10 protein-coding genes are annotated in these 10,062 nt (G+C 71.8%); 5 read left to right on the forward strand and 5 right to left on the reverse strand.

Annotation, left to right across the window (positions count from 1 at the left end; translation table 11 throughout):
• Nucleotides 1–11: 11 nt before the first annotated feature.
• Together AB0B94_RS14690 and AB0B94_RS14695 are read right to left on the reverse strand one after the other, a co-directional pair.
• The gene (locus AB0B94_RS14690; RefSeq protein ID WP_357277683.1) at nucleotides 12–2,216 is read right to left on the reverse strand and encodes a M48 family metalloprotease; all 2,205 of its coding nucleotides are present in this window, start codon (nucleotides 2,214–2,216) and stop codon (nucleotides 12–14) included.
• Nucleotides 2,217–2,390: 174 nt separating this feature from the next.
• On the reverse strand, nucleotides 2,391–3,185 hold the full coding sequence (locus tag AB0B94_RS14695) for an alpha/beta fold hydrolase (RefSeq protein WP_357277688.1): 795 nt from the start codon (nucleotides 3,183–3,185) through the stop codon (nucleotides 2,391–2,393).
• A gap of 204 nt (nucleotides 3,186–3,389) precedes the next feature.
• On the opposite strand from AB0B94_RS14695, the gene AB0B94_RS14700 reads away from it, so the two are divergent.
• Nucleotides 3,390–4,748: a pentapeptide repeat-containing protein gene (locus AB0B94_RS14700; RefSeq protein ID WP_357277691.1), complete on the forward strand. Its 1,359-nt coding sequence runs from the start codon at nucleotides 3,390–3,392 to the stop codon at nucleotides 4,746–4,748.
• 41 nt (nucleotides 4,749–4,789) lie between these two features.
• Here the strand turns inward: AB0B94_RS14700 and AB0B94_RS14705 are convergent, their stop codons facing one another.
• Nucleotides 4,790–5,371 carry a helix-turn-helix domain-containing protein gene (locus AB0B94_RS14705; RefSeq protein ID WP_357277697.1) on the reverse strand — a complete coding sequence of 194 codons (582 nt, stop codon included), beginning with the start codon at nucleotides 5,369–5,371 and terminating at the stop codon, nucleotides 4,790–4,792.
• A gap of 220 nt (nucleotides 5,372–5,591) precedes the next feature.
• Here AB0B94_RS14705 and AB0B94_RS14710 point away from each other — a divergent pair, with 220 nt between their 5' ends.
• From AB0B94_RS14710 to AB0B94_RS14725, 4 genes are all read left to right on the forward strand, one after another.
• Nucleotides 5,592–7,058, forward strand: coding sequence for an MFS transporter (locus AB0B94_RS14710; RefSeq protein WP_357277702.1), 1,467 nt, complete (start codon nucleotides 5,592–5,594; stop codon nucleotides 7,056–7,058).
• 105 nt (nucleotides 7,059–7,163) lie between these two features.
• A complete protein-coding gene (locus AB0B94_RS14715) occupies nucleotides 7,164–8,150 on the forward strand; it encodes an SEC-C metal-binding domain-containing protein (RefSeq protein WP_357277709.1) in 987 nt (328 codons plus the stop codon).
• 218 nt (nucleotides 8,151–8,368) lie between these two features.
• Nucleotides 8,369–8,824, forward strand: a complete 456-nt coding sequence (locus AB0B94_RS14720; protein ID WP_357277715.1) for a nitroreductase family deazaflavin-dependent oxidoreductase — start codon at nucleotides 8,369–8,371, stop codon at nucleotides 8,822–8,824.
• Between the two features lie 68 nt (nucleotides 8,825–8,892).
• Entirely contained in the window at nucleotides 8,893–9,300 is a 408-nt protein-coding gene (locus AB0B94_RS14725; protein ID WP_357277720.1) for a hypothetical protein, read from the forward strand.
• 15 nt (nucleotides 9,301–9,315) lie between these two features.
• Here AB0B94_RS14725 and AB0B94_RS14730 read toward each other — a convergent pair whose 3' ends face one another.
• On the reverse strand, nucleotides 9,316–9,720 hold the full coding sequence (locus tag AB0B94_RS14730) for a hypothetical protein (protein ID WP_357277724.1): 405 nt from the start codon (nucleotides 9,718–9,720) through the stop codon (nucleotides 9,316–9,318).
• Nucleotides 9,717–10,028 (reverse strand): hypothetical protein, encoded by a 312-nt coding sequence (locus AB0B94_RS14735; RefSeq protein WP_357277729.1) that lies wholly within the window; start codon nucleotides 10,026–10,028, stop codon nucleotides 9,717–9,719. The genes AB0B94_RS14730 and AB0B94_RS14735 overlap by 4 nt, the downstream gene beginning before the upstream one ends.
• Nucleotides 10,029–10,062: the final 34 nt, after the last annotated feature.

Here is a 10,062-nt window from a genome sequence, read left to right on the forward strand (position 1 = left end):
CTGTCTCCCGGTCAGTCGGCGGCGGGTCGGAAGGTCACGTTGTCCCCGTCGGCGGTGGCGACGCCCGTGACCGTGAACGCAGTGTCGTCAGTGAACGGTGAGCTGCCGCCGAAGTAGGTGGTGGTGCCACTGGCCTGCACCCTGCCCTGGGTCTCGGTCGGGGTGGAGACCTGGGCGCTGGCGGGGCCGGTGAGTTCCACGGCGAGCTTCGGATACTCCAGGATCTTCCAGGTGATCTTCTGGGCGGAGCCGCCGTAGTACCGGAACGGGCAGCCCGGCGGGGCGGCGACCTTCTGCTTGGCGCACTCGTCCAACCAGGCGCGTACCTGCGCCTCGACGGCCTCGGTCGCGGCCGGCTTGAGCACCGGCGCCAGTTGCAGGACGGCGGCGGTCTCCCCCGGGCCGACCAGCATCGTCGTGCTCGGCGTCTCGCTGAGCGCACTGGACGGGCCGGTCGCGGTGTAGCCGCCGGGCAACAGCACCAACGGGGCACCCTCGGTGGCGACAGGCAGCTCCACCCCGTTGAGCCGTACCCCGGGGTCGGCGATCGCGGCGTTGAGCGGGGTCGGCCCGCCGCTCAACCGCCAGCCGTGGAACAGCCCGGCGGTGGTCTCGTCCTCGCGGCGCAGGGTGAGGGCGGCGGTCTCCCGTGCGTCACCCAGCCGGTACGCCACTGTGGCTGTGGCGCTGTCGCCGTCGCGCTCCAACGAGCTGATCTCGACGTCGGTCGGTGGTTGGTAGCCCTTGCCGCGCAGCAGTTGAGCGAGCAGCTTGGTGTCGGTGTCGCTGCCCTGGTCGGTCAGGTAGCCGAGCGCGGCGTCGCTGTCCCGATCGGCGAGCGCGGAGAAGTAGCCGTCGATCGCCGCCTGGGGCCGGAAGAACGCCCACTGCACCACGCCGAGTCCGCTGGTGCCGAGGCAGGCGGCCAGTGTGAGGGCGCCGACCAGCAGCCAGGTGCGGCGGGTGCCGACCGGACCGGCGCTGTTGAACAGCCCGTCGACGGTGACGGGCTGTCCCGCCCCGGCGGGCGCACCCGCCAGCGGCGCCCGCTCCAACGCGTCGAGTCGCAGCTCGTGCGGCGGGTGGGTGGCACAGACCGCCTCGTCCCAGCCGCTGCGGCCGGTCTCGAAGGACAACCGTCGTTCCAGGATGCGCCGCAGGCCGTCGACGTGCCCGGTGAGCACCGCGCCGAGGTCGGCCCGGTACTCGGCGGCCCGCACGTCACGGGCGTGCAGTGGCAGCACCACGTACCGCATGGTGAGCAGCACCGGCCAGAAGAACACGAAGACCACGAAGTTGGTGCCCGGGTGTGGGAACGTCCGCATCAGCCAGGTCGGCAGGGCGTGCGCGAGGGTCAGTGGCAGGCCGACACCGCGGACGAAGGCGCTGGTGATCTCGTCCCCGGTGCGCCAGTGCACCAGCTCGTGGCTGAGCAGCGCGGCCACCTCGTCGTCCGGTTCGCTCAGCACGGCGGTGGTGACCACCACGTGCCGGGCGTACGTGCGGGCGTTGCTCAGGACCGGGTCGTCCTCGATGAGCAGCCTGGGCACGCTGGGCAGGCCGAGCCGTCGGGCGCAGTCGTCGAGCACGGGGCGCAGCCGCGCGTACTCGCGGCGGCTGGGCTGGCGGGCACCCGAGACGACAAGCAGGCGGGGTTCGAGCAGCACCCGGTAGAGCGTGTAGAGGACCCCGATCAGCGCCGCCGCGACGACAGTGCCGATCAGGCCGGTGAGCAGCGCGAAGGGCTCGTCGGCGACGCCCATCCAGGGCAGGGCCAGCACGGCGAGGAAGCCGACCAGGAAGCCGATGGCGAAGCCGGCGATGCCGCCGAGCAACCCGCCGGAGCGGGTCAGGAACGCCTCGGTCAACGAGCCGATGAGCGGGGCGTCGCGCAGCACCTGGGGCAGCTGGTCGTCGGCGCCGGTTCCGACGGCGAAGAGCCCGACGATGCCGAACGTGAGGCCGCCCCAGAACGCCAGGAGCAGCGCGACCGGCAGGTAGAACCAGGTCGCGAGGAACGCGCCGAGCACGCCGCGCCAGTCCCGCAGGATCCCGGCGCGCAGCCAGACCAGCGCGCTGGGATAGCCCGGTGGGCGGTCGGCGAACCCGCCGGTGGGTGGCGGGGTGTCGGCCGACGGTGGTTGGGCGGCCCGGACGTCGAGCTGCGGCACTGTCGGCGGGGTGTTCTCCGGCGGCACTGTGGGCGGCTCGGTCATGAGCGCTGCTCCCTCTCGGAGGATGGCTTCCACTGTCGGGAATGGACAGCCGGAGCAGGCTATCGAGGGCATCTGATGTCTGCCACACCGTTTGGGGCGATCGTCGCGCACCCGACACTCACCGTCGCGGGCCCGGTGCGGCGGTCCCCGGCGGGACCGCCGCAGCGCAGCGGGTCAGAGCGCGAGGCAGTTGGGTCGCACCGGGCCGTCGACCAGGGCGCCGCGCACGATGGTGTACGCCGTGCCGTCGAGCACCAGACCGAGGTGCCCCACCACCCGCAGCGGGCAGTACGCCTGGATCAGCACGTTCGTCGCACCGTCGTTGACGGCGGCGTTCCCGGTTGGCCGGACCAACTCGTCCTGCACTGTGCGGATGGTGGTGTAGCGCACCGCGCCCGGGGTGTCGTCGCCGTCGTTGAGGTCGGCGAGGAACGCCGAGCCGATGCTCATCTGTTGGCAGGCCAGCACGCCGGCGCAGCTACCCAGGCCCAGGAACGCCACGATGTTGGCGACGTACGTGCCGTACTGCGGTGTGCCCAGGCTGACGTAGCGGCCGACGGTGGCGGTGCCGCCGAGCCGCTTGAGGTAGTACCGGCTCACCAGGCCCCCTTCGGAGTGGGCGACGACGTCCACGTTCGCCGCGCCGGTGCTGGCGCGGACCTGGTTGACGTAGCTGGCGAACGCGCGGGCCGAGGTGGGGATGTCGCCGAGGCCCAGCCCGGGCAGTTGGTAGATGAAGGCGCGGTAGCCGTCGGCGCGCAGGCGGGCGGCGATCGGCTCGTACGCGACGGCGACCCCGCTGAGCCCGCCGACCACGATGACGGGGTTGGCCGCCGCGGCGACGAAGGGTGTCGCGGGCGCGGCGGCGGCCGGGGCGGGATCGGCGGGGGCGGCGGCCGCCGGGGCGGTGGACGCGAGCAGCGCGGCGGTGGCGAGGGCCAGGACGAGGGCGGTCTTTCGGAGCAGCATCGCTGCACCTCCGGGGGGAGGCGCCCGGCGAACCGGGCAGGTGGGTGGGGGTGTCCGGTCGACCGTGCGACGATCATCCCCGCAACAATTCAGAGACGTCAATGACTTGTTACGCGCCGGTAACCCGTTGTTCCGACGGAGGCGTAAACGGTCATACCGCTACGCTCCATATCGGACACCGATGCTGCCTGGCATGCTGTGGCCGTGGCTGTCGACGAACCCACCGAGCGCGAGCTGCGGGTGATGCCGTGGTGGCTGGTCCTGATCGGCCTGCTGGTCGCCGTCGCCCTGGGCTGGCTGGTACTGGATCTGCTGCTCACCGAGGCCGACCGGGCCAGCCAACCGGACACCCGCGCCACGCTGCGCATCGACGCGATCCGCACCGGCCTGACCGTCGTCGCCGGCACCGGCGGAGGGCTCGCGCTGCTGCTGGCCGCCCGCCGCCAGTGGATCGCCGAACGCGCGCAGCGGCACCAGGAGAACGTCGCCACACGGGACCAGGTGCACCGGGACCGGGTGCAGGCACACGCCGAGGCGGTGGCCGAGGCCGCGCAGCGCCACCAGGAGCGGCAGTCCGGGGCCGCCGAGCACGACGCGGCGGAGCGTCGACTGACCGAGCTGTACACCCGGGCGGTCGAGTTGCTCGGCAACGACAGCGCGGCGGTACGCCTCGGCGGTCTGCACGCGCTGGAGCGCCTCGGTCAGGACAACCCGGGGCAGCGCCCGACGATCGCTGCGGTGCTCTGCGCGTACCTGCGGATGCCGGCGCCCGACGGCGAGCGGCGCGAGACGGAGGTCCGGCGCAGCGCGCAGCGCGTGCTCACCCGGCACCTGCGCGCTGACGACGCGGCGCACTGGCCGGAGCTGACGCTCGACCTGGCCGGCGCCACGCTCATCGACTTCGACGCCGCCGGCTGCACGCTCGTCGACGCGAACTTCACCGACGCGGTGTTCACCGGCACGACCACCTTCTCGGGCGCGACGACGCGGGGGCGGCTCCTGCTCGCGGCGGCGACCTTCGACGACGTGGTCTTCGACGGGCTCACGGCCGACGGCGAGGTCCTGCTGGACGGCATTCGCGTGGGCGGCCTGGCCAGCTTCGACGGGGTCGCGTTCGCCGACGGCCTGTCCTGCCGGCGAGCCCGCTTCGCTGGCCTGGCCTCATTCCACCTGGCCACCTTCGGTCAGCCGACCAGCTTCGACGCGACCCGCTTCGAGGACGCCGCCACGTTCCGGGGGGCCGTCTTCGACGGCGCGCTGTCGATGGAGCACACCGAGTTCGCCAGGTCGGCGAACTTCCACTCCGCCCGTTTCGCCAACATGGCGCTGTTCCGCTGGACGGTGTTCGGCGCGGAGGCGCTGTTCGACAGGGCCCACTTCATCGACGCCGCGAACTTCGGCCGGGCCCGGTTCCACAGCATGGCCAGCTTCCGCGACACGCAGTTCAGCCGGCCGCCGCAGGTCGAGCAGGCCCGGGCGGTGGCCGATCCCGGCCACCGCTGGCCGGCGGACACGACAGTGCAACGCCTCGACGACGAGTGGCTGCTGCTGGTCGACCGCTGACCGGTCGGACGCTCGTCAGCGCGACGTGGGCGGCTGGGCCGTCAGCGCGGCGCGGCTGGCGGGCGCAGGCCGTCCAGTGCCACGCCGAGCACCCGGTCACGCTGCTCGGGTGACGGGAACTGGGCCATGGTGAGACCACTGATCAGCCGCACCACGTCGTCGAAGCCGATGTCGCCACGGACCACACCGGCGTCCTGTGCGCGACGCATCAGCGGCTCACCGGCGGAGAAGATCTCCGCCCGGCAGCTGGTGAAGATCTCGGAGTCGTGCAGCAACTGCTCGGCGAGCGCCCGCTTGGTGGCGACGTACGCGACGAAGCGGTGCAGCCAGGCGACGAGCGCGTCCCACGGCGGCAGCTCGGCCAGGCCCTCGGCGGAGTGGCACAGCGCCCGGACCTCCTCGACGTAGACGGCCTCGAACAGGTGCCGGCGGGTCGGGAAGTTGCGGTAGAGCGTGCCGATGCCCACGCCGGCGCGGCGGGCCACGTCCTCCAGGGAGGCGGCGGCGCCGTTCTCGGCGAACGCCTCGCGTGCCGCCGCGATCAGGGCGTCGTAGTTACGCCGCGCGTCGGCCCGCTTGGGCCGCTGGGCGAAGACCTCGGGCGCCTGCCCCGCGCTGGTCATGACGTGCGTCACCTCACTCTATTTGCATCCGGAGGACGCCCTCCGCTAGCTTAGCGGAGGCACCCCTCCGGAATCCCGGAGGCCTGCCTCCGGTTACTCTACCTCGGGACCCGCCCGATCGCCGCCTGGCCACCCCGATCGCCCGGACCCCGACAGACCACCCCGTCCGACGACGGACGACAAGCCTTCATTCCCGTACGTAATCAGGGAGTTTCCTCTCGTGGCAGCGACCTCCCGACGCAGCTCGCGTCGGCTCACCTTCACCGTGCTCGCGGCCGGCGCCGGGTTCTTCGCGATGCTCCAGTCGCTGATCACCCCCGTGCTGCCGACCATCCAGCAGGACCTGCACACCTCCCAGAACACAGTGACCTGGGTCCTGACCGCCTACCTGCTCAGCGCGTCGATCTTCACGCCGATCCTCGGACGCGTGGGCGACATGATCGGCAAGGAGCGGATGCTCGTCGTCTCGCTCGCCGCCCTCGCCCTCGGCTGCCTGCTCGCCGCCATCGCGCCGAACATCGGCATCCTCATCCTCGCCCGGGTCGTACAGGGCATCGGCGGAGCGGTCTTCCCGCTGTCGTTCGGCATCATCCGCGACGAGTTCCCGGCCGCGCGGGTCTCCACCGCGGTGGCCGCCATCTCGGCCATCGTCGCGGTCGGCGGCGGCCTGGGCATCGTGCTGGCCGGCCCGATCGTCAGCACGCTGGACTACCGCTGGCTGTTCTGGATCCCGATGATCGTGGTCGGGCTGACCGCGGTGGCCGCGCACCTGTTCGTGCCCGAGTCGCCGGTCCGCACCCCCGGTCGCATCGACTGGCGCGCCACGGTGCTGCTCTCCGGCTGGCTGGTCGCGTTGCTGCTGCCGATCAGCCAGGGCGCCACCTGGGGCTGGACCTCCACCCGGGTGCTCGGCCTGCTGGCGCTGGCCGCGGTGCTGCTGGCCGGCTGGCTGGTCACCGAGCTGCGCTCCAGCAACCCGCTGATCGACATGCGGATGATGCGCCTGCCCGGCGTCTGGACCACCAACCTGGTCGCCCTTCTCTACGGCGCGTCGATGTTCTCCATGTACGCGTTCCTCCCGCAGTTCCTGCAGACCCCGACCGCCGCCGGTTACGGCTTCGGGGCGAGCATCAGCCAGGCCGGTCTGCTCATGCTCCCGATGGTCAGTGCGATGTTCGTCGCCGGCGTCATCGCCGGGCGACTCCAGGCCGTCTTCAGCGCCAAGGCACAACTCGCCACCGGTGCCACCTTCAACGTGGCCGCCTCCGCGATGCTCGCCACCGCACACGACACCCGCTGGGAGGTCGCCATCGCCGGTGGCCTGGTCGGCCTCGGCATCGGCCTGGCTTTCGCCTCGATGGCCAACCTGATCGTGGCCAGCGTGCCCGCCAGCCAGACCGGCGTGGCGACCGGCATGAACGCCAACATCCGCACCATCGGCGGCGCGATCGGCGCCGCAGTGGTCAGCGGCGTGATCACCGCCAACCCGCAGGCCAACGGCCTGCCCAGGGAGGCCGGCTTCACGATGGGGTTTCTCGTCCTCACGGCGATCGCCCTGGCAGCCGCGCTCGCGGCCCTCGCCGTCCCGTCCGCCCGGCGGCCGTCGGCCGGTCGCCGGCCGTCCGCCGCGACGATCGTCGAGTCGGAGCTAGCCGGCGAGTTCGCCACCATGCCGGCGACCCGCTGAGGGAGCGTGTCGTAGCCCGGGCGGTTCGCCGCCCGGGCTGCTCCACGTCCCGGAGTACGCTGGCCGCTCCCCCACCCACCGACAGTCGTCTTTCAGGATGCGCCCATGTCCGAGTTGCTCACCGCCGACCGCATCGAAGAGATCGGCGCCCTCGGCTTCGAGAGCCCCGACCCGGCCGCGCTCGTCGCCGAACTGGTAGGTGCCGTCGACGAGGGTCGGGTAGCGGACCCCGACGACACCGGGTACGCCCTGCTGGTCGCCGCGGACATCCTGGAACAGGCCGGTGACCTGGCCGACGCGCTCGCCCTGGCCACCCGCGCCATCGCCGAACAGCCGGACGACAACGCGTACGCCCGAGCGGTGCGCGGCGGCCTACTGCTGCGCCTCGACCGCTCGGACGACGGCATGGCCGAGCTGACCGCCCTGCGTCCGCTGCTGGAGACCGACCCCGCGGCCACGTACCTGATCGACGAGCTGGCCGAGTCCGGCCACGGCGACACGGCGTTGGAATGGCTCACCGGGGCACTGGACGCCATCCTGGAACGGACCCGCAACCAGCAGCACGAATCCGAGGACGCCCAGGACGAGGCCGCCGCCATGATCTACGGCCTGGCCCAGCGACGCCACGACCTGCGCGAAGAGCAGGGCCTACCCCACGACGAGTACGACAACCTCGCCGACCGGCTGCGCGCCGCGAGCAGCCACGCGCTCGACGCCCTCGACGACGGCCCGGCGACGCTGCTGTTCTGGCCGCAGGCGGAGTTCACCGCGCTGCTGCTGCGGTGGCCCACCCTCGTCGACAGCTACCCCGGCACCTGGGACGAGCACCGCGCCCAGATCGAGCGCGCTCTCGTCGACGCCTCCGGGATGGGCGGCGCGGACCTGGGCGTGGTCGTCGGCACGGTCGCCGACCTGGCGGCCTTCGCCGAACGCACCGACAGCGACCCCACCAGCGAGGAAACCCTCGACGAGTACGCCGACAGCCTCGACGAGTCGGGCGTGACAGCCTGGCCGCCCGGCCGCAACGACACCTGTTGGTGCGGGTCCGGCGCCAAGTACAAGAAGTGCTGCCTGCCCCGCTCGCGCGGCTGACCCTCCCCCGCCGGCTCGGTCCCTGCGGATCCGGGAGCCTGCGGCACCGGAGGGCCCTGTCCCTGGAGAGCCTGATGTCTGTGAGTCATCACGATGACTCACAGACATCACGTTCGACCGCAACCACCGGCACCCTCTTGAGCGCCGGCCACCGCATAAGCCCCGCGTATGATCGACACCCCGTTCGACCGTCCGGGCTCGACGATGGAGGCGATGGCGTGACCACACCCGAGCAGCACGAGACAGTCGCGGACAGCCCGGTCGGCTGGGTCGCCAGCCACATCCGGCGCTACGTGAAGACCGACGGCGCGGACGGGGGCACCTTCCACGGCGTACCCTCGCTGCTGCTCACCACCCGAGGACGCCGATCGGGCACGCTGCGCCGCACGGCCCTGATGTACGGGCGCGACGGCGACAACTATGTGCTGGTGGCGTCCAACGGCGGCGCGGCCAGGCACCCCGCCTGGTACCTGAACCTGAGCGCCGACCCGACTGTCGAGATCCAGGTCGGCGCGGAGCGGATCACGGGTCGGGCCCGGACCGCGACCGGCGAGGAGCGCGTCCGGCTGTGGCCGGTGATGACGAAGGTCTTCCCGACGTACGCCCGCTACGCGAAGCAGACCGACCGCGAGATCCCTGTCGTCGTCATCGAACGCGAACCCGCCATCGATTGACGCCTTTCACTGCCGGGGAGGGCTAGGGTGACCGTAGGTATGCACCCACTCCGGCAAGGAGGACCGTCGTGCGCCGCATCATCACCGCCATCGCACTACTCGGGCTGTCACTTTCCGTCATGCTGGCGCCGACGCCGGCGAGCGCGGCGAGCAGCGTCGAAGTCACGTCCGCGACCCTTGTCGCACGAGGCGTGGCCGTGGACCTCACCCTCACCGTGACCTGCCAGGCCGGCATGTCGGGCACGTCGGAGCTGGTCCTTCGGCAGCGGTCGGGCGATCACGTGGCATACGGGACGGGCTGGGCGCCTCTCCGCTGCTCGGGCGAGCCCCAGGTCGTGACGGGGCGGGTGTTCGCGGAGGCGGGCGGCTACGCCTTCAACCGGGGCGTGGCCCTGGCGAGCGGCCACTTCGAACTGTGCGAGCAGGAGTACTGCGACTACCTGGACTTCAACAACACGGTCCGCGTCACCCGCTGAACCGGTCGAGGGGCTCTAGCCAGGAAAGCGGATGACCGGAAGGTCGCCACCATCGCCGTACGCCTTACCCTCGCTGGTCAGCACCGAGGCGTCGTGCTCCAGGAGAGCCATCACGGCGGCGGCGAGGTCAACCCGACCGGTAACAACGCGCCAGTACGCCAACTCCTGCCAGTCCTCACCCCAGGTGGGCAGCACCGCGCACGCAGGACGTTCGAGCAGTCGGTGCAGCACCTCTCGATCGCCCGGATCGTCCACCACCGCCAGCACCTCGGCCGCGACCACAGCTGGCACACCGAACCGGACCCCGTCGTGGGCCACCTCGTGGATGGGTTCGGCGACATCCATGGAGCCGGCCACGTAGGCAAGCAGCGCGGACCGATCCAGTATCAGCCGGACCGCCGGCGCATCGGGACTCGTCATGCCGCCGGGGCCTGGCTGCCGGCGCCGTCGAGCATCTCCGCTGCCGCGCGGCGGGAACGGTCCCGCAGTGCGGCGCGTCGACCAGGCGACCACTCCTGCTCGACCTGAGCGCGTTGCGCCCTGGCGCGAGCCTGCCCCTCCGCCGTCACGGTCATGCCCCGGCGGGCCAGCTCAGCGTCGAGATCCTCAGCACGCATTCGTGCGCGGATCGTGTCGACTACATACGCGCTGGCGTTGGGCTCACGCTCCAAGCGCTCCGCCACGTCCTGCGGAAGCGAGAACGACTTCTTGCTCACCGATCCGGTCATACCAGGGAGCCTATCGGATCGCACCACCGATCCA

The organism is Micromonospora sp. NPDC048986, assembly GCF_040649335.1.
Classification (GTDB): domain Bacteria; phylum Actinomycetota; class Actinomycetes; order Mycobacteriales; family Micromonosporaceae; genus Micromonospora; species Micromonospora alfalfae.